At 71.2% G+C, this 23,366-nt stretch carries 19 protein-coding genes; 10 read left to right on the top strand and 9 right to left on the bottom strand.

Annotated elements, in window-relative coordinates; genetic code table 11:
• Positions 1–37 precede the first annotated feature (37 nt).
• From OG736_RS12070 to OG736_RS12055, 4 genes are all read left to right on the top strand, one after another.
• The gene (locus OG736_RS12070) at positions 38–2,050 is read left to right on the top strand and encodes a TerD family protein (protein WP_327182434.1); all 2,013 of its coding nucleotides are present in this window, start codon (positions 38–40) and stop codon (positions 2,048–2,050) included.
• 225 nt (positions 2,051–2,275) lie between these two features.
• A complete protein-coding gene (locus tag OG736_RS12065) occupies positions 2,276–3,277 on the top strand; it encodes a TerC family protein (protein ID WP_327182433.1) in 1,002 nt (333 codons plus the stop codon).
• A 125-nt stretch (positions 3,278–3,402) separates the two neighbouring features.
• Positions 3,403–3,717 (top strand): hypothetical protein, encoded by a 315-nt coding sequence (locus OG736_RS12060; RefSeq protein ID WP_327182432.1) that lies wholly within the window; start codon positions 3,403–3,405, stop codon positions 3,715–3,717.
• Between the two features lie 106 nt (positions 3,718–3,823).
• Positions 3,824–4,924: a calcium:cation antiporter gene (locus OG736_RS12055; RefSeq protein WP_020131887.1), complete on the top strand. Its 1,101-nt coding sequence runs from the start codon at positions 3,824–3,826 to the stop codon at positions 4,922–4,924.
• Here the strand turns inward: OG736_RS12055 and OG736_RS12050 are convergent.
• Complete coding sequence (locus tag OG736_RS12050) at positions 4,914–6,218, bottom strand: MFS transporter (RefSeq protein ID WP_327182431.1); 1,305 nt, start codon at positions 6,216–6,218, stop codon at positions 4,914–4,916. The two genes, OG736_RS12055 and OG736_RS12050, sit on opposite strands and share 11 nt — an antisense overlap.
• Positions 6,219–6,289: 71 nt before the next feature.
• Positions 6,290–7,336, bottom strand: a complete 1,047-nt coding sequence (locus OG736_RS12045; protein ID WP_327182430.1) for a S66 family peptidase — start codon at positions 7,334–7,336, stop codon at positions 6,290–6,292.
• Positions 7,337–7,434: 98 nt separating this feature from the next.
• On the opposite strand from OG736_RS12045, the gene aroQ reads away from it, so the two are divergent.
• The gene (gene aroQ, locus OG736_RS12040) at positions 7,435–7,908 is read left to right on the top strand and encodes a type II 3-dehydroquinate dehydratase (RefSeq protein WP_314222371.1); all 474 of its coding nucleotides are present in this window, start codon (positions 7,435–7,437) and stop codon (positions 7,906–7,908) included.
• Between the two features lie 37 nt (positions 7,909–7,945).
• On the opposite strand, the gene OG736_RS12035 is transcribed toward aroQ, so the two are convergent.
• The 5 genes from OG736_RS12035 to OG736_RS12015 form a co-directional block, all read right to left on the bottom strand.
• Positions 7,946–8,728 (bottom strand): amino acid ABC transporter ATP-binding protein, encoded by a 783-nt coding sequence (locus OG736_RS12035; RefSeq protein ID WP_442817025.1) that lies wholly within the window; start codon positions 8,726–8,728, stop codon positions 7,946–7,948.
• Positions 8,725–9,684, bottom strand: coding sequence for an amino acid ABC transporter permease (locus OG736_RS12030; protein ID WP_327182429.1), 960 nt, complete (start codon positions 9,682–9,684; stop codon positions 8,725–8,727). Before OG736_RS12030 ends, OG736_RS12035 begins: the two co-directional genes overlap by 4 nt.
• On the bottom strand, positions 9,681–10,568 hold the full coding sequence (locus OG736_RS12025; RefSeq protein ID WP_327182428.1) for an ABC transporter substrate-binding protein: 888 nt from the start codon (positions 10,566–10,568) through the stop codon (positions 9,681–9,683). The genes OG736_RS12030 and OG736_RS12025 overlap by 4 nt, the downstream gene beginning before the upstream one ends.
• A 297-nt stretch (positions 10,569–10,865) precedes the next feature.
• Entirely contained in the window at positions 10,866–11,522 is a 657-nt protein-coding gene (locus OG736_RS12020) for an MBL fold metallo-hydrolase (protein ID WP_327182427.1), read from the bottom strand.
• Positions 11,523–11,531: 9 nt separating this feature from the next.
• Complete coding sequence (locus OG736_RS12015) at positions 11,532–12,218, bottom strand: maleylpyruvate isomerase family mycothiol-dependent enzyme (RefSeq protein ID WP_327182426.1); 687 nt, start codon at positions 12,216–12,218, stop codon at positions 11,532–11,534.
• Positions 12,219–12,441: 223 nt separating this feature from the next.
• Here OG736_RS12015 and uvrA point away from each other — a divergent pair, with 223 nt between their 5' ends.
• Positions 12,442–15,507, top strand: coding sequence for an excinuclease ABC subunit UvrA (uvrA, locus tag OG736_RS12010; RefSeq protein ID WP_327182425.1), 3,066 nt, complete (start codon positions 12,442–12,444; stop codon positions 15,505–15,507).
• A 254-nt stretch (positions 15,508–15,761) separates the two neighbouring features.
• Here uvrA and OG736_RS12005 read toward each other — a convergent pair whose 3' ends face one another.
• Both OG736_RS12005 and OG736_RS12000 read right to left on the bottom strand, forming a co-directional pair.
• Positions 15,762–16,685: a carbohydrate kinase family protein gene (locus tag OG736_RS12005; RefSeq protein WP_327182424.1), complete on the bottom strand. Its 924-nt coding sequence runs from the start codon at positions 16,683–16,685 to the stop codon at positions 15,762–15,764.
• Between the two features lie 145 nt (positions 16,686–16,830).
• Positions 16,831–17,799, bottom strand: coding sequence for a hypothetical protein (locus tag OG736_RS12000; RefSeq protein WP_327182422.1), 969 nt, complete (start codon positions 17,797–17,799; stop codon positions 16,831–16,833).
• 306 nt (positions 17,800–18,105) lie between these two features.
• On the opposite strand from OG736_RS12000, the gene uvrC reads away from it, so the two are divergent.
• From uvrC to whiA, 4 genes are read left to right on the top strand one after another with little or no spacing between them, the layout of a single operon-like run.
• A complete protein-coding gene (gene uvrC, locus OG736_RS11995) occupies positions 18,106–20,217 on the top strand; it encodes an excinuclease ABC subunit UvrC (protein ID WP_327182421.1) in 2,112 nt (703 codons plus the stop codon).
• Positions 20,214–21,287 carry an RNase adapter RapZ gene (rapZ, locus tag OG736_RS11990; protein WP_327182420.1) on the top strand — a complete coding sequence of 358 codons (1,074 nt, stop codon included), beginning with the start codon at positions 20,214–20,216 and terminating at the stop codon, positions 21,285–21,287. Before uvrC ends, rapZ begins: the two co-directional genes overlap by 4 nt.
• Entirely contained in the window at positions 21,284–22,351 is a 1,068-nt protein-coding gene (locus OG736_RS11985; RefSeq protein WP_028807185.1) for a gluconeogenesis factor YvcK family protein, read from the top strand. The genes rapZ and OG736_RS11985 overlap by 4 nt, the downstream gene beginning before the upstream one ends.
• Complete coding sequence (gene whiA / locus OG736_RS11980; RefSeq protein ID WP_327182419.1) at positions 22,342–23,331, top strand: DNA-binding protein WhiA; 990 nt, start codon at positions 22,342–22,344, stop codon at positions 23,329–23,331. Before OG736_RS11985 ends, whiA begins: the two co-directional genes overlap by 10 nt.
• Positions 23,332–23,366 lie beyond the last annotated feature (35 nt).

Raw genomic sequence — 23,366 nt, 5'->3', positions numbered from 1 at the left:
AGACAACACCACACGCGACGCAGGGGGACGACAGGCGATGACGGCCGAGCTGGTGCGGGGGCAGAACCACCCGCTCTCCCAGGTCCGCCTCGAGATCCGGGTCTCGGCCGGCAGGCCGGTCATGGCGGTTGCCACACTCGGTGACGAGAGCGGCAAGGTCCCCGGCGTCGAGTGGGTGGCCCATCCCGGCGTACCCACACTGCCCGGCCTGGAGGTCTCCCGGCAGGCGGCCGCCGACCACCGTCTCGCGGTGGACCTGGACGCCGTGTCGGCGGCCGTGCACCGGGTCAGTGTGCTGCTCGCGCTGCCCACGGGCGTCGGCGGGCCGGTCAGCTTCGGCTCGGTCGCGGCCCCCTTCGTCGCGGTCACCGGCCTCGACGGCACCGAGGTCGCGACCTACACCATCACCGGCCTGGACGCGGAGTCGGCGGTCGTCGCGCTGGAGCTGTACCGGCGGCAGGGCGCCTGGAAGGTGCGCGCCGTCGGCCAGGGCTACGCGGGCGGCCTCGCCGAACTCCTCACCGACCAGGGTCTGACGCAGGCGCACCGACTCGCGGCCGGCATCAACGACGCCGTGGTCCAGGGCCTGGCCCGCTCGGTACAGGCGCCGCCGCGTACCGCCGAGGGCGACCGCTCCCGGCAGGCGGCCGCGTCCGCCCTCGGCCCGGACCAGAGCGGCTCGCCGTACGGCACGCAGGGCACCCAGGGCGGCGCCGGCCCGTACGGGTCGACCCAGAACCCGCAGGGCCCCTCGGCCACGGGCTACCCGGCGGGCGCCACGCCGGCGGATCCCGACGCCACCCAGCCGACGCCGACGGCACCCACCGCCGGTGGCCCGATCGACTACAGCCATCCGCGTCGGCAGAACGCCGCTCCGCCTCCGCCTCCGCCCACCGCGCCCCCGGCCCGGCCCGGAGAGCCCGCCCGGCCCGTCGCGGGTGACGCGACCGGCTGGTCCATGGAGGAGCGGCTCTACAACCAGGTCTGGGGCATGTTCGAGGACCTGGCCCGCAGCACGGCCGCGTACCGCAGCGCCGTCGACTTCGCCGACACGCGGATGGAGAAGGAGCTGGACCAGGTCCTGTCCGACCCGCGCAGCAGGATGGGCGGCCAGGGCGACGCCGCCCGCGAGGCGGCCCAGGCCAAGCACCTTCAGCTGGTCGACCAGGCCCGGGAGGCACTGGACCGGGATCTCGTCCAGCTCGGCGCCGAGGCCGATGTGGTCGAACCGGCGCTGCCCGCGGCGTACGCGCGCTGGGACAACCCCGTCTGGCACGCCTACCGCGTCCCCATGGAGATGCCCATGGCCGTGCGCCTGGGCGACCTGCACCTTCCCGAGAGCGACCCACTGCGCATCCCGATGCTGGTCAGGCTCCCGCTCGAGCGCGGCCTGTGGATCGACAGCGGGCGGTCGGGCCTGTCCGACGGATCGTTCGCCGACTCCCACGAACTGCGCCGCCTCGCCATGGAGTCTGCCGTGGCGCACACGGCCCGGCTGCTGGCGGTGCATCCGGCGGACGAGTTCACCGTGCATGTCGTCGATCCGGCCGGTTCGGGCGCCCGGGAACTCGCGCCGCTGGTGCAGAGCGGCGTGCTCGCGGCCCCGCCCGCGGTCGGCGCGGCCGGAGTCGCGGCGGTCCTGGGCCGGCTCACCGAGCGGGTCGACCTGGTGCAGATGGCGGTGCGTGGCGGCATGGCCGACTCGCTGCCGCCCGGCTTCGACACGGCCCAGCAGCTGCTGGTCGTCAACGACTTCCCGCACGGCTTCGACGACCGTGCCGTGACCCAGCTGCGCTACCTCGCGGACGAGGGGCCCGGCGTCGGTGTCCACCTGATGATGGTCGCCGACCGGGAGGACGCCGACAGTTACGGTCCGTTGCTGGATCCGCTGTGGCGTGCGCTGCTGCGGCTGACGCCGGTGGCCGAGGATCACCTCGCCGACCCCTGGGTCGGGCATGCCTGGACGTATGAGCCGAGCCTTGTGCCGCCCGGCAGCCAGGTGCTCCAGCAGGTCCTCGCGCAGGTCGCGGCAGCTCGCGCCAAGTACTAGTAAAGTCCTCTGACCAGGGAACTTGGCGCTTCTTTTACCAATCACTTTACCTTTTCTTGGTGGTTGGGGTACTGTTTTCCTCACGGAGGGGAGTACTCCCTGCTGCGGCGTACCCGTCAATACGGATCAGGCCTGATCCCGGGGCGTCGGCCCGTCTCGGGTGGAAGAGACCTCCGGCAGCGCGACGACGCTGATCACCTGCCGTTACGTACTGTCGGAGGCGCAATGAATGTTTCCCTGGCCCTCTGGGTCCTCACCATCGTGGGCCTTGCCGCCCTCATCGCGGTCGACTTCTTCATCGGCCGCAAGCCGCACGACGTGTCGATCAAGGAAGCGGGGATCTGGACCGTCGTCTGGATCGCCCTGGCCGGGCTCTTCGGAGTCGGGCTGCTCGTCTTCAGCGGCGGTGAGCCGGCCGGCGAGTTCTTCGCGGGCTTCATCACCGAGAAGTCGCTCAGTGTCGACAACCTCTTCGTCTTCGTCCTGATCATGGCGAAGTTCGCGGTCCCGTCGCAGTACCAGCAGCGGGTCCTGCTCGTCGGTGTCCTCATAGCCCTGGTCCTGCGAGCGATCTTCATCGCCGCGGGCGCCGCGATCCTCGCCAGCTTCGCGTGGGTGTTCTACCTCTTCGGCGCCTTCCTGATCTGGACCGCCTGGAAGCTCATCCAGGAGGCCCGGGCCGACGAGGACGAGGAGGAGTTCGAGGAGAACAAGCTGCTCAAGGCCGTGGAGAAGCGGTTCGGTGTCGCCGACCGCTACCACGGGACGAAGCTGTGGATCGAGCAGAACGGCAAGCGGGTCATGACCCCGATGCTGGTCGTGATGCTCGCGATCGGTACCACCGACGTGCTCTTCGCCCTCGACTCGATCCCCGCGATCTTCGGCCTGACGCAGGACCCGTACATCGTCTTCACCGCCAACGCGTTCGCGTTGATGGGCCTCAGGCAGCTCTACTTCCTCATCGGCGGCCTGCTGAGGAAGCTGGTCCACCTCAGCTACGGTCTGTCGGTCATCCTCGGATTCATCGGCGTGAAGCTGGTGCTGCACGCCCTGCACGAGTCCGGGGTCCACGTCCCCGAGATCAGCATCCCGGTCTCGCTCGGTGTCATCTGCTCCGTTCTGATCGTCACCACGATCACCAGTCTGCTGGCTTCGAAGAAGCAGGCGGCGGCCGAGGCGGCGCGTACGGAGAGCGAAGGCGCTCCGAAGGACAGCATCGAGGCCTGACCACGGAGGACGTAGGAACAACCACCCCCGGGAGCGGTGCGCGGCGAATTGCCGAGCACCGCTCCCGGTGCTTCGTTGGAGCGGGGCGTTTCCACCCGGGGACGCCGGTTCCGGGTGGAGGCACCGTGGGCACATCGCAGAGGTTCGTCCAGATCCTCGAGTTCGAGACCGACCGCATCGACGAGATGCGGGCGCTGGCCGAGGAGGGGGAGCAGCGCATCACGGGCCGAGCCGACGGCCCGACGCGCCGCCTGGTCCTCAAGGACCGCGACCAACCGAACCGCTACCTCGTGGTGATCGAGTTCGACTCCCACGAGGAGGCCATGCGCAACAGCGACGACCCGGAGACGAGCAAGTTCGCGGAGCGGATGGCCGCCCTCTGCACCCGTCCCCCGTCCTTCACCGACTGCGACGTCCAGGACACGACCGAGTTCAGGTGACGGCAGCCGCGTGCCCGACCGTCCTGCCCGGACAGGCCGGACGGTCGGGCACGCGGGCGGGACGGGCCGGAATGCGGAGCCCGTACGGCTCTGCGACGATCACTGCATGATCGCTCGGCTCAGGTCGGTCACGACCCGGTGGACAGCGCTCGTGCCGGCGCTGGCGGTCGTCCTACTGGCCCTGACCTGGGGACGCGACCTGCCCGGCGCGGTCGTCGTCGTGGTGACGCTGGTCCTCGCCGGATCGGTCCTGGCCGCCGTGCACCACGCGGAGGTCGTCGCCCACCGGGTCGGTGAACCCTTCGGATCCCTCGTCCTCGCGGTGGCCGTGACGATCATCGAGGTCGCCCTGATCGTCACCCTGATGGCGGACGGCGGGGACAAGAGCTCGACCCTGGCCAGGGACACGGTCTTCGCGGCCGTGATGATCACCTGCAACGGCATCGTCGGCCTCTCCCTCCTGGTCGCCTCGCTGCGCCACGGCACGGCGATCTTCAACCCGGAGGGCACCGGCGCGGCACTCGCGACCGTCGCCACCCTGGCCACGCTCAGCCTGGTTCTGCCGACCTTCACCACCAGCAAACCGGGCCCGGAGTTCTCCGCCGTCCAGCTCACCTTCGCCGCCCTGTCCTCACTGGTCCTGTACGGCCTGTTCGTGGCGACGCAGACCATCCGGCACCGCGACTACTTCCTGCCGGTCACCCGGCAGGGAGACGTGATCGCCGCCGACGACCACGCCGGAGCCCCCACGGCCCGGACCGCCCGGATCAGCCTCGGGCTGCTCGGCCTGGCCCTGATCGGTGTGGTGGGCCTCGCCAAGGGCGTCTCGCCCACGATCGAGTCTGGAGTGGAGGCCGCCGGACTGCCTCAAGCGGTGGTCGGTGTGATCATCGCGCTGCTCGTCCTGCTCCCCGAGACGATCGCCGCGCTGCGCTCCGCCCGCCGCGACCGGGTGCAGACCAGCCTCAACCTCGCGCTCGGCTCCGCGATGGCCAGCATCGGTCTCACCATCCCCGCGGTGGCCCTGGCCTCGCTCTGGCTCTCCGGGCCGCTCGTCCTCGGGCTCGGCCCCACCCATATGGTCCTGCTCGCGCTGACCGTCGTGGTCAGCTCGCTGACGGTGGTCCCGGGACGGGCCACACCGTTGCAGGGCGGCGTCCACCTCGTGCTGTTCGCGGCCTACCTGGAGCTGGCGATCAATCCGTAGCCGGCCGCACGGCGGCCACCCGCACCGGCCGGGTCTCCGGCAGCAGCGCGAAGCAGCCCAGACTGAGCAGCGCGATCCCCGTCAGATAGGCGCCCACACCCCACGGGACCCGCCCCGAGCGCTCGGCGAGGGCGGTCGCCACGATCGGCGTGAGCGCGCCCCCGAGGACGCCGCCCAGGTTGTAGCCGAGCGCCGCACCGGTGCAGCGCACGCGCGGCGCGTAGAGCTCCGGCAGATACGCCGAGATCACCGCGAACATCGTGACGAAGGCGAGCAGCGCCCCCAGGAAGCCGAGGAACATCGGCAGTGGCTCGCCGGTCGAGAGCAGCGCGACCAGCGGGAACATCCACAGCGCGGCCGCCGCGCAGCCCATGAGGCACAACGGCCGGCGGCCCAAGCGGTCACCGAGCATCGCCATCACGGGAGTCAGCGAACCCTTCACCACCACGGCGGCCATGATGCAGACCAGCATGACCGTGCGGCTCACCCCGAGCCGTTCCGTCGCGTACGCCAGGGACCAGGTCGTCACGGCGTAGAAGATCGCGTAGCCGGCGGCGAGCGCCCCGGCGGTCAGCAGGACGAGCCGCCAGTGATCGCGCACGACCTCCACGAGCGGCACACGCGCGTGGTCGTCGATCTCCAGGAACCGGGGGCTCTCGGGCAGCGACGACCGCAGCCACAGCCCGAGCACGGCCAGCACCCCGGCCGCCCAGAAGGGCACCCGCCACCCCCACTGCGCGAACTGCGCCTCCGTCAGCGTCACCGACAGGATCAGCACCACCCCGTTGGCGAGCACGAAGCCCACCGCGGGCCCCACCTGCGGGAAGCTCGACCACAGCCCGCGCCGCTCGGCGGGCGCGTGTTCCGCGGTCAGCAGCACCGCGCCGCCCCACTCCCCGCCGAGCCCCAGCCCCTGGAGGAAACGCAGGACGAGCAGCGACAGGGGAGCTGCCACCCCGATCGTGTCGTACGTCGGCACGCAGCCGACCGCGACCGTGGAGGCGCCGGTCAGCAGGAGGGAGACGACCAGGACCGGCCGCCGCCCGCGCCGGTCCCCGATGTGCCCGAACAGCACCGAGCCCAGCGGCCGCGCCACGAACCCCACGCCGAACGTCGCGAACGCGGCCAGTGTTCCCGCCAGCGGCGAGAACGTCGGGAAGAACAGCGGCCCCAGGATCAGGGCGGCGGCGGTTCCGTAGACGAAGAAGTCGTAGAACTCGATGGCCGTCCCGGCGAGCGAGGCGGCCGCGAGCCGCGGCATGGAGGGCGCCTTCACGGTGTGTACGTCGTGCATGCCGCGTCAACTACCCACAGTGATCGTGGGTTACGGGGGCGTGCGGGGGCGCGGACCGCCGCGAGGGGAGCTCAGTAGGTCACGGTGATGCTCCGCGCGGGACCGTCGACGCGGATCGTGCCGCCGTAGGGGACGACGAGTTGCGGGTCCGTGTGGCCGAAGTCCACGTCGAAGACGGCCAGGGTGTCGGGCGCGTACGCCCGCAGCACGCGTTCCACCGCCGCGCGCTGCTCCGCCGCGTAACGGGCGGCCTCCTCCGGGCTGTTGGGGCGCTCGAAGGACCAGCTCTTGGCGCGGGCCATCAGCAGCGCGGGGAAGCGCCGCAGCAGACCGCGCTCGCCCATGTTGCGCAGGATCCGGAAGACCTCCGTGGCGCTCGGCAGTTCCTCCGACGTCTCCAGGATCAGCACCCCGCCGTCGTACACCGCGGGGTCGCGGGCGATCTCGCGGTCGGCCATCAGCAGCCAGGAGAGGATCTCCAGGTTGCCGCCCCAACTGCGGCCCTCCACCACTCGGTCGGCGTTGACCCAGCTCCAGCCGGCGCCGGGCCGGCTGTCGGGCTCCGCCTCGAAGGTCGCCGGGTCGGCCCAGTCGCGGTCGACGTCGTTCCAGCGAGCGGCGGGCCGCAGCTCGTAGGGGCCCGAGGTGAACAGCGCGGCGCGCAACGAGTCGGCGGTCTTCGGGTGCATGGCTCCGGGGCGCCCGAACTCGCACATCACGCTCCCGCCGTGGTAGCCGACGACACCGGCGTTGTACAGGAACGCCAGCAGGTTGGTGTTGTCGCTCGTCCCGAAGAACGGCTTCGGGTTCGCGCGCAGCAACTCCCGGTCCAGCAGCGGCAGTACGGTGATCTGGTCCTCGCCGCCGATCGACGAGACGATCGCCCGCACGCCCGGGTCGGCGAACGCGGCGTGGATGTCGTCGGCGCGCTCCTGCGGCGTCGCCCCCATCCTGCGCGTCGTCGGGTACTCGACGGGCTCCAGACCGAACTCGTCGCGCAGCCGCTCCACGCCCAGCTCGTAGGGGCGCGGGAAGAGCCCGGGCAGCCCCGCGGAGGGTGAGATGACGGCTATGCGGTCGCCGGGCGACGGCTTCGGAGGATACGAGGGTGCGGTCATGCGGGGAGGGTACGGCCTGCTGCCCTGCGGTTTCACCGTGATAAACCGGTGTGAGCGGCGGCCTTGGACGGGCCGCCCACGAACGGACCGGAGGAACCGTGCCCCGCAGCCTGGCCAACGCCCCGATCATGATCCTGAACGGCCCCAACCTGAACCTCCTGGGCCAGCGGCAGCCGGAGATCTACGGTTCCGACACGCTCGCCGACGTCGAGGCGCTGTGCGTCAAGGCGGCGGCCGCGCACGGTGGCACCGTGGACTTCCGGCAGTCCAACCACGAGGGGCAGCTGGTCGACTGGATCCACGAGGCGCGGCTGGACCACTGCGGCATCGTGATCAACCCGGGTGCCTACTCGCACACGTCGGTCGCGATCCTGGACGCCCTCAACACCTGTGACGGCCTGCCGGTGCTGGAGGTCCACATCTCCAACATCCACCAGCGCGAGTCCTTCCGGCACCACAGTTATGTCTCGCTGCGCGCCGACGGCGTCATCGCGGGCTGCGGGGTGCAGGGATACGTGTTCGGCGTGGAGCGCGTGGCCGCGCTGGCGGGGGCGGGCAAGGCGGACGCGTAAGCATCGCCCTCCAGGGCGTAGCCCCTTACCGCGCTCCTCAGAGGCGGCCCGCCTCCACGATCCGCCGCAGGAAGCGCTGTGTGCGCTCCTGCTGCGGATCGCCGAAGAGCTGCTCGGCGGTGCCCCGTTCCAGCACGACGCCTCCGTCCAGGAAGCAGACCTGGTCGGCGACCTCGCGCGCGAAGCCCATCTCATGGGTGGCGAGGACCATGGTCATGCCGTCGGCCTTCAGATCGCGGACGACGTTCAGGACCTCGCCCACCAGCTCGGGGTCGAGGGCCGCCGTGATCTCGTCGAGGAGCAGCAGCCGGGGACGCACGGCCAGCGCGCGCACGATCGCGACCCGCTGCTGCTGACCACCGCTGAGCCGGTCGGGATACTCACCGGCCTTACCGGCGAGCCCGAGCCGCTCCAGCAGCTCCCTGGCGTGTTTCTCGGCCTGCGCGCGGGCGACGCCGTGCACACGGCGCGGGGCGAGCGTGATGTTCTCCAGCACCGTCATGTGCGGGAACAGGTTGTACGCCTGGAAGACCACGCCGATCCGGCGCCGCACCGCGTCCTGGTCGACGCGCGGGTCGGTGATCTCCTCGCCGTCCAGCCAGATCGCGCCGTCGTCGATGTCCTCCAGCAGGTTGGCGCAGCGCAGCAGGGTGGACTTGCCGGAGCCGGAGGCGCCGATCAGCGCGGTCACCGTGTGCGGGGCGACCTCCAGGTCGACGTCCCGCAGGACGACGGACCCGCCGAAGGTCTTGCGGACGGACTCCATCCGCAGCACCGGAGCCGGCGGTGCCGGAGTCTGCGGTGCCGGAGCGTCGCTCATGTCGTTCCTCCCTGGGCCCGCTGACGGTCCATCCGGGCCGTCACCCAGTCCGTGAAGCGGGTCATCGGGATGGTCAGGGCCACGAAGACCAGTCCCGCGACGATGTACGGCGTGTAGTTCAGGCTGCGGCCCACGATGATGTCGGCCGCGCGGACGGCGTCGATCGCGCCGCCGATCGAGACGAGACCGGTGTCCTTCTGGAGCGACACCAGGTCGTTCAGCAGCGGCGGCACCTGGCGGCGTACGGCCTGGGGGAGCACGACGTGACGCAGCGCCTGCCGGTTGTTCAGGCCCAGCGAGCGGGCCGCGGCGCGCTGTGAGGGGTGCACGGACTCGATGCCCGCGCGGAACACCTCGGCGACGTACGCCGAGTACGTCAGTGTCAGCGCCGTGCCGCCCAGCAGCACGGGGTCGACGGTCACGCCCTGGAGCCGCAGTGCCGGGACGCCCAGCACCACGATCATCAGGTTGATGATCAGCGGCAGACCGCGGAAGAAGTCCGTGTACGCCGCCGCCAGCGCCCGCAGCGGGAAGAACACCGGCCCCCGCAGGGTGCGGGCCACGGCGATGAGCATGCCGAGGACGAGCACGGCGGCGCCGCAGACCACCAGCAGTCTGACGTTCAGCCAGAGCCCTTCGAGGACCTTGGGGAACGCCTCGCGCGCGTACTGCCCGTCGAAGAAGGTCTCCCGGGCGCGCGGCCAGCCGGGCGCGCCGACGACGACCAGGTAGAGGACGGCACCTGTGACCAGCGTCGACAGCGCGGCGATCGCGGTGGCGCGGCGGGCACGCGTGCGCCGGTGGCGCTCGCGCTCCAGCCGCCGCTGGGAAGGGACGTAGCCGTCGTCGGGGGCGCCCTTGTCGCCTCCGGACATGCCGTCCTCGCCGTCCGCGTCGTCTACGTCGTCCGCGTCGTCCGGGCCTTCCCGGCCGGACTCGTCCTTGGTGACCGTCACTTGAGCACCGGCGCGTCGACGGCGTCGGAGAGCCACTGCTGCTCGATCTTCGCCAGGGTGCCGTTCTCACGGAGCGCGTCGACGGCACCGCTCACGCAGGAGGTGAGCGCGCTGCCCTTGTCGAGCACCAGCCCGAACTGCTCCGGTGAGCCGCCCTGGTTCTCGAACTGGCCGACGATCTCGGCGTCCGTGACCTCGGCGGCCGTGATGTAGAAGGCGGTCGGCAGATCGGTGACGATGGCGTCGACCTGGCCGTTCTTCAGCGCGGACTTGGCCTGGTCGTTCTTGGCGTAGACGGCCGCGTCCCGGGTCGGCTTCACCACGTCGTCGATGTAGTCGAGGCTGGTCGTGCCGACCTGGGCGCCCAGCTTGAGGCCCTTGAGGTCCGCGACGCTCGTCGCCCCGGCGGCCTTCGTGCCCTTCAGGGCGATGACGGCCTGGCGCACGTCGTAGTAGCCGGACGAGAAGTCCACGGCCTTCTTGCGCTCGTCGCTGATCGACACCTGGTTGATGTCGAAGTCGAAGGTCTTCTCGCCCGGCGCGTAGGCCTTGTTGAACGGCACGCTCTGCCAGACCACGGCGCTCTTGTCGTAGCCGAGCTGCTCCGCGACGGCGTACGCCACCGCCGACTCGAAGCCCTCGCCGTTGGCCGGCTTGTCGTCCTTGAACCACGGCTCGTACGCGGGCTCGTCGGTCGCGATCGTCAGTTTGCCGGAGGTCTCGGTGGCCAGTTCGCCCTTGGCGCAGGTGTCCGCGCTCGAACCGGAGGGCGTCGACGCGGCCTTGTCCTCCTCCGGCTGCGGGGCACAGCCGACAGCGGTCGCGAGGAGGGCCACGGTGGCGCCGGCGACGGCGCGGCGCAGTACACGAGGGGCGAGGTGCATGGCGGGAGAGTGGCAGCGAAAACCCCGGTTTGTCGAGGTCACACCATGACTTGTCCGCATACTGGGAACGGGTGTTGCGTTCTCGTGAACAGGCTCGGCGGACCCGCCTGGGCCGCCGGCCGAGGGCGGGGATCGTAGACCGGCGGCCCGATCCGCGCCGGAGCCGTCATCCCGCGCGGAACTGACACCAGTCGACCGCGCAACCACGAGTGCGGGGAGCGCGCGTGGAGGACCGGCGCGTGCGCGCGATTCACACGGGGCGCGCGTTCGGCACCGCGCGCCCCGTGCCGTGCGAACTCACCACCCGCGCGCGTGCCACTCCGGAAGGTGCGGCCGCTCCGCGCCCAGCGTGGTGTCGTTGCCGTGCCCCGGATAGACCCAGGTCTCGTCCGGCAGCGCGTCGAAGATCTTCGTCTCGACGTCGCGGATCAGACTGGCGAACGCCTCCGGGTCCTTACGGGTGTTGCCCACGCCGCCGGGGAAGAGGCAGTCGCCGGTGAACACGTGGGGGTGGCCGTGCGGGTCGTCGTAGACCAGGGCGATCGAGCCGGGCGTGTGCCCCACCAGATGGCGCGCGGTGAGCTCGACGTTGCCCACCCGGATCACGTCGCCGTCGTCGACCGGGACGTCGGTCGCCACGGGGATGCCCGCGGCGTCCTCCCGGCCGGCGTAGGTACGCGCGTGCGTGGCCGCCACGACCTCGGCGAGCGCCTGCCAGTGGTCTCCGTGCTGGTGCGTGGTGACGACGGACGCGATGCCGTCGTCGCCGATCGTGCCGAGCAGGGCGTGCGCGTCGTTGGCCGCGTCGATCAGCAACTGCTCGTCCGTGGCCCGGCAGCGCAGCAGATAGGCGTTGTTGTTCATCGGGCCGACCGCGATCTTGGTGATCATCAGGTCCTTGAGCTCGTGCACGTCCGCCGGTCCGCCGACCGTCACCTCTCCGCTGTACGTCATGGCGGCAGCCTATAGCGGCGGAAGGGCCGGCAGCGGCCCGCCGTCCGCCGTCAGACCGGAACCGTCGCGACGCCCGGCGAGCCAGCCCAGGAGGTCCGCGGGGGTGCCGGTGACGGTCACCTCGGGCCGCTCGGCCGCACGGCCCGTGTGCCACGCGCGCGTGCCGTCCGTCAGGCGCGTCGGCGGCACGTCGGCCCGCCCGGTGAACCGCTCCGCGAGGAACTCGATCTCCCGCGCGGTGAACTCCTCAGGCAGGTCCTCCAGCTCGTAGCCGATGCCGAGGTCCACGGTGTGCAGCTCCACCTCCACCCACCGCCGGAACGGCACGCGGGCCGCCGCGTCGACGACCCCGTTGCGCAGCTCCACCGTGCGTGACCAGTCCGCGGGCACGGCTCCCGTCGCCTGGAAGCGGGCCGCGCTCTCCCGTACGTCCGTGAGCTGGACGTCCAGGGGGCGCGGGGCGTCCCGCTCGATGTCGGCGTCGCGGACGAATGCGTCGGCGTACATGGGGCGGCCCTCGAGGACGTTCGCGAGGGCGTCCGCGTTGCGGGCGATGTGAGCCAGGACATGTCCGCGGCTCCAGCCGGGCAGGCGTGACGGCTCGGCCGCCGACGCGTTGTCCAGTTCGGCGACTGCGGTGAGGAGCCGCTCGGTCGCTTCACGTACAGACTCCAGGTCATGAGCGTGATCAATCATGCTGCTGACCCTAGCCTCGCCACCCCTTCGGGTGAAGGTGGTCGACCGAGCCCGCAAATCGAATGCGCGTGCTATATGGTCGGTGGCGGCGTCGGGCATGCTGGAAGGCCGGGGATTGTTGTGAACCGGTGAATCCCGACCGGCGTTGTCAGTGGCTCGCCCTAGTCTGAGAAAGACGGGGGCCCCGCCCCTGTCACTTCTCTCAAGAAAGGTGCGGACCGGCGTGGCCGACCGTCTCATCGTCCGTGGCGCGCGCGAGCACAACCTCAAGAATGTCTCGCTCGACCTGCCACGCGACTCGCTCATCGTCTTCACGGGCCTGTCGGGGTCGGGCAAGTCCTCGCTGGCCTTCGACACCATCTTCGCCGAGGGCCAGCGGCGCTACGTCGAGTCCCTCTCCTCGTACGCCCGGCAGTTCCTCGGCCAGATGGACAAGCCGGACGTCGACTTCATCGAGGGCCTCTCCCCGGCCGTCTCCATCGACCAGAAGTCGACCTCGCGCAACCCGCGCTCCACGGTCGGCACCATCACCGAGGTCTACGACTACCTGCGCCTGCTCTTCGCGCGCATCGGCAAGCCGCACTGCCCCGAGTGCTCCCGCCCGATCACGCGGCAGTCGCCGCAGGCCATCGTCGACCGGGTCCTGGAGCTGCCCGAGGGAAGCCGCTTCCAGGTGCTGTCGCCGCTGGTGCGCGAGCGCAAGGGAGAGTTCGTCGACCTCTTCGCCGACCTCCAGACCAAGGGCTACTCCCGCGCGCGGGTCGACGGCGAGACGATCCAGTTGTCCAGCCCGCCCACGCTGAAGAAGCAGGAGAAGCACACCATCGAGGTGGTCATCGACCGCCTCACGGTGAAGGAGTCCGCCAAGCGCCGGCTCACCGACTCGGTGGAGACCGCGCTCGGCCTCGCCGGCGGCATGGTCGTGCTCGACTTCGTCGACCTCCCCGAGGACGACCCCGAGCGCGAGCGCATGTACTCGGAGCACCTGTACTGCCCGTACGACGACCTGTCCTTCGAGGAGCTGGAGCCCCGCTCCTTCTCCTTCAACTCGCCCTTCGGCGCCTGCCCCGAGTGCTCCGGCATCGGCACGCGCATGGAGGTCGACCCCGAGCTGATCGTCCCGGACGAGGACAAGTCCCTCGACGAGGGCGCCATCCACCCCTGGTCGCACGGCCACACCAAGGACTACTTCGGCCGGCTGATCGGCGCCCTCGCGGACGCGCTCGGCTTCCGTACGGACATCCCCTTCGCGGGGCTGCCGCTGCGCGCCAGGAAGGCCCTGCTGCACGGCCACAAGACGCAGATCGAGGTCCGCTACCGCAACAGGTACGGGCGCGAGCGCGTCTACACGACCCCCTTCGAGGGCGCCCTCCCGTTCGTGAAGCGCCGGCACGGCGAGGCCGAGAGCGACGCCAGCCGGGAGCGCTTCGAGGGCTATATGCGCGAGGTGCCCTGTCCCACCTGTGAGGGCACGCGCCTCAAGCCGCTCGTCCTCGCGGTCACGGTCATGGGGAAGTCCATCGCCGAGGTCTCCGGGATGTCCATCAGCGACTGCGCGGACTTCCTGGGCGAGCTGAAGCTCGACGCCCGCGACAAGAAGATCGCCGAGCGGGTCCTGAAGGAGGTCAACGAGCGGCTGCGGTTCCTCGTCGACGTCGGTCTCGACTACCTCTCGCTCAACCGCGCGGCCGGCACGCTCTCCGGCGGCGAGGCCCAGCGCATCCGCCTGGCCACCCAGATCGGCTCCGGCCTCGTCGGCGTCCTGTACGTCCTCGACGAGCCGTCCATCGGCCTGCACCAGCGTGACAACCACCGGCTGATCGAGACCCTGGTCCGGCTGCGGGACATGGGCAACACGCTGATCGTCGTCGAGCACGACGAGGACACCATCAAGGTCGCCGACTGGATCGTCGACATCGGTCCCGGCGCCGGCGAGCACGGGGGCAAGGTCGTGCACAGCGGCGGCCTGAAGGAACTGCTCGCCAACACCGAGTCGCAGACCGGGCAGTACCTGTCCGGCAAGAAGGCGATCCCGGTGCCCGACATCCGGCGCCCGCAGGACCCGTCCCGCAGGCTCACCGTCCACGGCGCCCGCGAGAACAACCTCCAGGACATCGACGTGTCCTTCCCGCTGGGCGTGTTCACCGCGGTCACGGGTGTCTCCGGATCCGGCAAGTCGACGCTGGTCAACGACATCCTCTACACGCACCTGGCCCGCGAGCTGAACGGCGCGAGGAGCGTGCCGGGGCGGCACACGCGCGTGGACGGCGACGACCTCGTCGACAAGGTCGTGCACGTCGACCAGTCGCCCATCGGCCGCACCCCCCGGTCCAACCCGGCCACGTACACCGGTGTCTTCGACCACGTCCGCAAGCTGTTCGCGGAGACCACCGAGGCGAAGGTCCGCGGCTATCTGCCGGGCCGCTTCTCCTTCAACGTCAAGGGCGGCCGCTGCGAGAACTGCGCGGGCGACGGCACCATCAAGATCGAGATGAACTTCCTCCCGGACGTCTACGTCCCGTGCGAGGTCTGCCACGGCGCCCGCTACAACCGGGAGACCCTGGAGGTCCACTACAAGGGCAAGTCCATCGCCGACGTCCTGAACATGCCGATCGAGGAGGCGACGGAGTTCTTCGAGGCCGTCCCCGCGATCGCCCGCCACCTCAACACCCTGAAGGACGTCGGCCTCGGCTACGTCCGGCTCGGTCAGTCCGCGACCACCCTGTCCGGCGGTGAGGCACAGCGTGTGAAGCTCGCCAGCGAGCTCCAGCGCCGCTCCACCGGCCGCACGGTCTACGTCCTGGACGAGCCGACGACGGGCCTGCACTTCGAGGACATCAGCAAGCTTCTGAAGGTGCTCGCGGGCCTGGTCGACAAGGGCAACACGGTCATCGTCATCGAGCACAACCTCGACGTGATCAAGACCGCGGACTGGGTCGTCGACATGGGTCCCGAGGGCGGCGCCGGCGGTGGCCTCGTCATCGCCGAGGGCACGCCGGAGGAGATCGCCGGAGTGTCGACCAGCCACACCGGCAAGTTCCTGCGGGAGGTGCTCGGCGCCGACCGGATCAGCGACGCGGCTCCGGTGAAGGCCCCGCGCAAGGCGGCGGCGAAGAAGACGGTCGCGGCGAAGACGACCGCGCGCAAGACCGCGACCGCCAAGACGACGACCGCCAAGACGGCCACGGGCCGGACGACCGCCGCGAACAACACGGCGGCCAAGAAGGCCGCCGGGGCGACCACGAAGGCGACCCCCGCGAAGAAGACCACGCGGGCTCGCAAGGCCTGACCGACACGGGCCGCGCGGCCCGCTCAAGACCCGGGCCGAGAGGCCCGGCGAGCCGGTGAAAGCGACGGCGCCCCGCGGGAACTCCCGCGAGGCGCCGTCCGTCGTTCCACCGGCTGCACCGGCTGCACCGGCTGCACCGGCTGCACCGGCTGCACCGGCTGCACCGGCTGCACCGGCTGCACCGGCTGCACCGGCTGCACCGGCTGCACCGGCTGCACCGGCTGCACCGGCTGCACCGGCTGCACCGGCTGCACCTAGGACGGGTCCGGGAAGGCGCCCAGTTCGGAGGCGTACGGCGGCTCCGCGCCGGCCCGGGAGCAGGTGATCGCCGCCGCGCGGGCGGCGAACCGCAGCAACCGCTCCCAGCCGTCGGCGCCCAGGCCCGCGAGGCCCGCCGGGGACAGGGCGTCCCGCACCGAAAGCCCGTGCAGCAGAGCCGCGTTCACGGTGTCCCCGGCGCCGATGGTGTCCACCACGTCCACCCGCTCGCCCGGCACCGAGTACACGGCCCCGCCCTGGGTGAAGGCGGCCAGCCCGTCGCCGCCCTGGGTGATCACGACGGCCGAGGGACCGGCGGACAGCCACTCGCGCGGGGTGCCGCCCAGCCACGCCGCGTCCTCCTCGGAGAGCTTGAGCAGGGACACCGAGGGCAGCCAGCTCTTGAAGCGGGCCCGGTAGGCGTCGGCGTCGGGGATCAGCCCGGCCCGGATGTTCGGGTCGAGCGCCGTGAACAGTCCTTGCGCCGCTGCGGTCCGCATCAGCTCCTCGTACGCGCTCGCACCCGGTTCGAGGATCAGGGAGCAGGTCCCGAAGGACACCGCGCGCGTGCCCGCGGGCAGGGCGGCCGGGGCCGTGAACAGGCGGTCGGCGGTGCCGTCGACGTAGAAGGAGTAGGCGGCCGAACCGTTCCCGTCGAGGGTGGCGACCGCGAGCGTGGTCGGCTCGGTGCCGCGCTGCACGGCGGACACGTCCACGGCCGAGTCCCGCAGCCCGGCGAGCAGCGCCTCGCCGAAGGCGTCCAGCGAGGTGCGGGAACAGAAGGCCGTGGGGGAGCCCAGGCGGCCGAGGGCGACGGCCGTGTTGTAGGGGCCGCCGCCGAGCGCCGGCTGGAGACCCGCGAGGGCGCCCGTGCCCTGCGGTACCAGGTCGATCAGGGCCTCACCGGCGACGACGATCACGGGGCGGTTCCTCTCTCTGGCTTTCTGCGGCCGCTCGGACCGTACCCGCGGGGCAGCCGCACCCGGCGCGACGGACGCAGGAGCAGGTGAGCCGCAGGCCGGGAAGCTACCCCATTCCGGAGCCGCGAGTAAAAGTCTGCGCCGTTCACTCCCAGTCCCAGCCGATGCCGACCATGCCGGACCGCACCCGAGGCTCGACGAGGTGCACCGAACGGTGCCGGCCGCTGAGCGGCAGCTCCTGGCGGCCGCCGCGCGGGGCCGCCGCCGAGTGCTGGGTGAACCGGTGGCAGCGCACGGGCACGGCGTTCTCGGCGAAGCGGATCTGGAGGGCGTACTGGCCGCCCGCCGCACCGAAACCGCGGACGTACTCACGGGACACGTCGGCGGTGCCGTCCTCGACGGCGTAGCGGAAGAGGAAGGTGTCGCCGGCCCTCAGCCGGGTGTCGAAGTGGAGTTCCGCCACGAGCACGCCGGTGTCGTGGTGGCTGCGCACCCGGCCGGCCCGGCAGTTCTCCAGGGCGTGCACCGTCATCCGTTCCGGAGAGCAGCCGGGGTCGCCGTGATGGACGGCCACGAAGCGGTCGACGCCGTCGCGGTGCGCGCGCACGATGTGCTGCGACTCGCGTCCCAGCAGCTCACGGCGCGAGCCGATGCGGACCCGCTCATGGTGGCCCAGGATGTGCAGCCCCCCGTCGACGGGGCACTCCAGTTCGCCGAGCAGCTGTTCGAGAATCCCGGAGGCCTCCAGCAGCGAGCGGTAGGAGCGGCCCGCGGACTGCCCGGTCACCGCGCCGCCGTCCCCGCCGTCGGGCTCCGCGAGCAGCCGGATCAGGGACTCGTCCGGCAGGTGCAGGATCTCCTCCAGCGCACGCACGGCGCGCAGCGACTCGGGGCGCTGCGGCCGCCGGGCGCCCTGCTGCCAGTAGCTCAGACTGGTCACGCCCACCTTCACCCCGTACCGCGACAGATGGTGCTGGACGCGTTGCAGGGGCAGGCCACGGGCGGCGATCGCGGCACGCAACGCCACATGGAAAGGACCGCCTCGCAGGGCCGTGTCCAGTTCCGCGGAGGCGGCGTCGACGGCGGCGTCCGCGTGCTGTGTGGCGTGCGGCATGCAGGGGCCTCTCTGTGAATGCTCACGACGGCTGGTCGGACCGTTCGTGCGGGTGGTCGGGGCCTTTCCGGCGTCGCCGGAGCTCCTTCACATCCGTAGGGAGGCCCTCAGGGCCCGAGTCCCCCCGCATTGAAGCGTGTTGACCAAGTCCCGACAACACCTGATGCCCGAGTGGCACATGCGTGTGGCCGAGTCGATGCCTCCGGGTCCCGCCCTCGACGCCCCGCTTGTCCACAGGCCCGTCGGACACCAGGCCGTCGTCCACAGCCCGCCGGAGTGTCACCCCGCGCCAGTAGGGTGTGAGACATGGCCGACCCCTCCAGTTACCGCCCCAAGCCGGGACAGATCCCGGACTCCCCCGGGGTGTACCGATTCCGCGACGAGCACCGCCGGGTGATCTACGTCGGAAAGGCGAAGAGCCTGCGTCAGCGCCTGGCGAACTACTTCCAGGACCTGTCCGGTCTTCACCCGCGCACCCGCACGATGGTCACCACGGCCGCGTCGGTGGAGTGGACGGTGGTGTCCACGGAGGTCGAGGCGCTCCAGCTGGAGTACTCCTGGATCAAGGAGTACGACCCCCGGTTCAACGTCAAGTACCGCGACGACAAGAGCTATCCCTACCTCGCGGTGACGATGAACGAGGAGTTCCCGCGCGTCCAGGTGATGCGCGGCCACAAGAAGAAGGGCGTCAGGTATTTCGGGCCGTACGCGCACGCGTGGGCGATCCGGGACACCGTCGACCTGCTCCTGCGGGTCTTCCCCGTGCGCACCTGCTCCGCCGGCGTCTTCAAGAACGCCGCCCGCACCGGCCGGCCCTGTCTGCTCGGCTACATCGGCAAGTGCTCCGCGCCGTGCGTCGGCCGGGTCTCCGCCGAGGAGCACGGCGAACTCGCCGAGGAGTTCTGCGACTTCATGACCGGCCGCACCGGCACCTACCTCCGCCGGCTGGAGAAGCAGATGACGGAGGCGGCCGAGGAGATGGAGTACGAGCGGGCCGCCCGCCTGCGCGACGACATAGAGGCCCTGAAGAAGGCCATGGAGAAGAACGCGGTCGTGCTCGCGGACGCGACGGACGCCGACCTGATCGCGGTCGCCGAGGACGAGCTGGAGGCGGCCGTCCAGATCTTCCACGTGCGCGGCGGACGCGTCCGCGGCCAGCGCGGCTGGGTGACCGACAAGGTCGAGGACGTCACGACCGGCGCCCTCGTCGAGCACGCCCTCCAGCAGCTGTACGGCGAGGAGCGGGGCGACTCCGTGCCCAAGGAGGTCCTGGTCCCGGCGCTGCCCGAGCCCGTCGAACCCGTCCAGGAGTGGCTCACCGAGCGGCGCGGGTCCAACGTCTCGCTGCGCATCCCGCAGCGGGGCGACAAGAAGGCCCTGATGGAGACCGTCGAGCGCAACGCGCAGCAGGCGCTCGTCCTGCACAAGACCAGGCGCGCCTCCGACCTGACCACGCGCTCGCGCGCCCTGGAGGAGATCGCCGAGGCCCTCGACCTGGACAGCGCGCCGCTCCGGATCGAGTGCTACGACATCTCGCACCTCCAGGGCGACGACGTGGTGGCCTCCATGGTCGTCTTCGAGGACGGCCTGCAGCGCAAGAGCGAGTACCGCCGCTTCCAGATCAAGGGCTTCGAGGGGCAGGACGACGTCCGCTCCATGCACGAGGTGATCACCCGCCGCTTCAGGCGCTACATCGCCGAGAAGGAGCGGACGGGGGAGTGGACCGACGGCGAGAACCCGCTCGCCGACGCCACCGGGACGCCCCTCACCGACGCGCCCCTGACCGACGCCACCGAAGCGCCCCTCACCAGCAGCCTCAAGGACGATGACGGCCGCCCCAAGCGCTTCGCCTACCCGCCTCAGCTCGTCGTCGTCGACGGCGGACAACCGCAGGTCGCGGCGGCCAAGCGGGCGCTGGACGAGCTCGGCATCGACGACATCGCCGTCTGCGGTCTCGCCAAGCGCCTGGAAGAGGTCTGGGTGCCGGACGACGACGACCCGGTCGTCCTGCCCCGCAGCAGCGAGGGTCTCTATCTGCTCCAGCGCGTGCGCGACGAGGCCCACCGCTTCGCCATCACCTACCAGCGCACCAAGCGGGCCAAGCGCTTCCGCGCCGGCCCCCTGGACGAGGTGCCCGGCCTCGGCGAGACGCGCAAGCAGGCACTGATCAAACACTTCGGCTCGGTGAAGAGGCTCCGGGCCGCGACGATCGAACAGATCTGCGAGGTTCCGGGGATAGGCCGCAAGACGGCCGAGACCATCGCCGTGGCCCTCGCCCGGGCGGCATCGCCCGCCCCCGCCGTGAACACGGCGACCGGAGAGATCATTGATGATGAGGAACCCGATACGACGGCGGGTTCCCCCGGAGACCCCGTGACGACGGGCGCTCCGGAAGAACGACGGGGGCAGGAGACATGACCGAGCACGAGCACGACGCACACCCCACAGCGGAGCAGGAACAGGCGCCCACTACTGTGCCCACAGCCGCGCCTCAGCAGGGACCCAGGGAACCAGGCGAGGATTCCACCACGCACCCCGCGGTCCCCGACAGCCCTCAGCAAGAAGTACGCCAGGAAGACGGAGCACAGGTGAGTACGGACGTCACGCCGCCCGGGATCCCCGACGCGGCCATCCCCGAGCTGGTGATCATCTCCGGCATGTCCGGGGCGGGTCGCTCGACGGCAGCCAAGTGTCTGGAGGACCTCGGCTGGTTCGTCGTCGACAACCTCCCGCCCGCCCTGATCCCCACCATGGTGGAGCTGGGCGCCCGCTCCCAGGGCAACGTGGCGCGGATCGCGGTCGTCGTCGACGTCCGGGGCCGGCGCTTCTTCGACAACCTCCGCGAGTCCCTCGCCGACCTCGAGTCGAAGGGCGTCACCCGGCGGATCGTCTTCCTGGAGTCCTCCGACGACGCCCTGGTGCGCCGCTTCGAGTCCGTGCGCCGTCCGCACCCCCTCCAGGGCGACGGCCGCATCGTCGACGGCATCGACGCCGAGCGCGAGCTGCTGCGTGAGCTGCGCGGCGACGCCGACCTGGTGATCGACACCTCCAGCCTCAACGTGCACGAACTGCGCGCCAAGATGGACGCCCAGTTCGCCGGCGACGAGGAGCCCGAGCTGCGGGCCACCGTGATGTCCTTCGGCTTCAAGTACGGCCTGCCGGTCGACGCCGACCTGGTCGTGGACATGCGCTTCCTGCCCAACCCGCACTGGGTCCCGGAGCTGCGCCCCTACACCGGCCTCAACGAGGAGGTGTCGGCGTACGTCCTCAACCAGCCCGGCGCCAAGGAGTTCCTCGACCGGTACGCCGAGCTCCTCCAGCTGGTCGCCGCGGGCTACCGCCGGGAGGGCAAGCGCTATGTGACCATCGCGGTCGGCTGTACGGGCGGCAAGCACCGCTCGGTGGCCATGTCGGAGAAGCTCGCCGCGCGTCTCGCGGCCGAGGGCGTGGAGACGGTGGTCGTGCACCGGGACATGGGACGGGAATGACAGGACGTTCTCCACGGCTCGGCCGACTGCGCAGGAGCGCTTCCGACGGGCGTGTGGTCCGGCCGGTCGAGGCACGCGGCGGCAAACCGCGCCGCCGCGGCACCCAGCCCAAGGTCGTCGCCCTCGGCGGCGGCATGGGACTGTCCGCCTCGCTGACCGCGCTGCGCCGGATCACGGGCGACCTCACCGGTGTCGTCACGGTGGCCGACGACGGTGGTTCCAGCGGACGGCTGCGTGAGGAGCTGGGCGTGCTGCCGCCCGGTGACCTGCGCAAGGCGCTGGCCGCGCTGTGCGGTGACGACGACTGGGGCCAGACCTGGGCCCGGGTCATCCAGCACCGTTTCCAGTCGCAGGGCGAGATCAACGGCCACGCGGTGGGCAATCTGCTGATCGTCGCCCTGTGGGAGCAGCTCGGCGACCATGTCCAGGCTCTGGACCTGGTCGGCAAGCTGCTGGGCGCACAGGGGCGCGTGCTGCCCATGTCCGCCGTACCTCTGGAGCTCCAGGCGCTCGTCAAGGGTCACGATCCGGAGCGGCCGGACGACGTCGACACGGTCCGGGGACAGGCGACCGTGGCGTTGACGCCCGGCGAGGTGCAGTCCGTGCACCTGGTGCCGCACGACCCGCCGGCCGTCCCGGAGGCGGTCGAAGCCGTCCTGGACGCCGACTGGGTGGTGCTCGGGCCCGGTTCCTGGTTCTCCTCGGTCATGCCGCACCTGCTGGTGCCCGATCTGCTGGACGCCCTCATGGAGACGAAGGCGCGCCGGGTGCTCTCCCTGAACCTCGCCCCGCAGCCCGGAGAAACCGACGGCTTCTCCCCGCAGCGTCATTTGGAGGTTTTGGGACGACACGCCCCTAAACTCGCCCTGGACGTGGTGCTGGCCGACGTGGCCGCCGTGCTCGACCGCGACTCGCTGACCGACGCCGCCAAAAGGTTCGGGGCCGCGGTCGAGCTGGCGCCGGTGGCCCGGCCCGACGGAACCCCGAGGCATGACCCGGAGCTGTTGGCTGCCGCGTACGACCGTATTTTTCGGATGCATGGAAGGATCGGCCCATGGCGATGACGGCAGCGGTGAAGGACGAGATCTCCCGGCTCCCCGTCACCCGGACCTGCTGTAGAAAGGCGGAGGTCTCCGCCGTTCTGCGGTTCGCCGGCGGCCTCCACCTGGTGAGCGGGCGGATCGTGATCGAGGCGGAGCTGGACACCGCGATGGCGGCGCGCCGGCTCAAGCGGGACATCCTGGAGATCTTCGGCCACAGTTCGGAGCTGATCGTGATGGCTCCGGGCGGTCTGCGCCGCGGCTCGCGCTATGTGGTGCGGGTGGTCGCGGGCGGTGACCAGCTGGCCCGGCAGACGGGGCTCGTCGACGGCCGTGGCCGCCCGATCCGGGGGCTGCCCCCGCAGGTGGTGTCCGGCGCGACCTGTGACGCGGAGGCGGCCTGGCGCGGGGCCTTCCTGGCGCACGGCTCGCTCACCGAGCCCGGCCGCTCGTCCTCCCTGGAGGTGACCTGCCCGGGCCCGGAGGCCGCGCTCGCGCTGGTCGGCGCCGCCCGCCGGCTGTCCATCGCCGCGAAGGCCCGTGAGGTGCGCGGAGTCGACCGGGTCGTGGTCCGGGACGGCGACGCGATCGGTGCGCTGCTCACCCGGCTGGGCGCGCACGAGTCGGTGCTGGCCTGGGAGGAGCGCCGGATGCGCCGCGAGGTGCGGGCCACGGCGAACCGTCTCGCGAACTTCGACGACGCCAATCTGCGCCGCTCGGCGCGTGCGGCGGTCGCCGCCGGGGCCCGGGTCCAGCGCGCCCTGGAGATCCTCGGTGACGAGGTGCCCGAACACCTCGCGGCGGCCGGCCGGCTCCGTATGGACCACAAGCAGGCCTCCCTGGAGGAGCTGGGCGCGCTCGCCGACCCGCCGCTGACGAAGGACGCGGTCGCCGGACGGATCCGCCGGCTGCTGGCGATGGCCGACAAGCGGGCCTCCGACCTCGGCATCGCGGGCACGGACGCCAACCTCAGCGACGACCTGGCCGACAATCTGGTCGGCTGACCCCCGGCTCCCCTGACGGCTCTTCAGAACGCCGG

The organism is Streptomyces sp. NBC_01334, from assembly GCF_035983595.1.
Taxonomy (GTDB): Bacteria; Actinomycetota; Actinomycetes; order Streptomycetales; family Streptomycetaceae; genus Streptomyces; species Streptomyces coriariae.
The sequence above is the reverse complement of the archived record's forward strand: the minus strand, read 5'-3'. Positions and strand labels throughout refer to the sequence as shown.